Annotated in this window: 1 pseudogene; it reads left to right on the forward strand. The window is 46.2% G+C overall.

Annotated features, from left to right (window positions below):
* Positions 1–829: pseudogene (locus tag ACTHUE_RS19560) on the forward strand (Fic family protein); the annotation flags it as partial.

The following is an 829-nucleotide window of genomic DNA, read 5'->3' on the forward strand; positions in this document are numbered from 1 at the left end:
TACCCATGACGAACTGTTCCGCGCAGGAATATCGGCAAGCTAATCTAGTCCTGCCATCAAAGAAGTGCAGAATTATGCTTCAGCACTGCATTGTGGCTTCGACCTTATCCAAAAACACGGAATGCTGACCAACAATCATATTTTGACGATACAGGCCGAGTTGGAAAAGAACCGTGCCGGATTCCGTAAACAGTCGGGGACGATGCTGAAAAACGACCGTACAGGCGAAACCGTCTATACGCCGCCGCAACATATAGACGACATCATTTGCTTGATGAGCAGATTGGAAGCATTTATCAACAACGACAACACGGAAAAACCTATTGATCCGCTTATCCGTATGGCGTTGCTCCATCACCAGTTTGAAAGCATTCACCCGTTTTACGACGGCAATGGCAGAACAGGTAGGATTATTAATGTGCTGTATCTGGTTTTAACCGGGTTGCTGGATATTCCCGTTTTATACCTCAGCCGCTATTTGGTACGGAACAAAAGCGAATATTACCGACTGTTACAATATGTACGCGATACGGGTGAATGGGAGGATTGGCTGTTGTATATGTTGGAAGCCGTGGAACAAACCGCCAAGGACGGCATCGATACCGTGCAACACATCCATCAGGCGATGCTGGACTACAAACATCGTATCAGGCAAAAATTCAGCTTCTACAGTCAAGACCTGATTAACCACCTATTCAACCATCCCTACACAAAAATCGATTTCCTGATGAAAACGCTGAACGTTTCTCGTCCCAGTGCCGCCAAATATCTGGACGAACTGACAGAAGGCGGGTTCCTTCACAAAGAAAAAATAGGCAGAAGCAACTAC

This window comes from Neisseria sp. P0021.S005, from assembly GCF_051956955.1.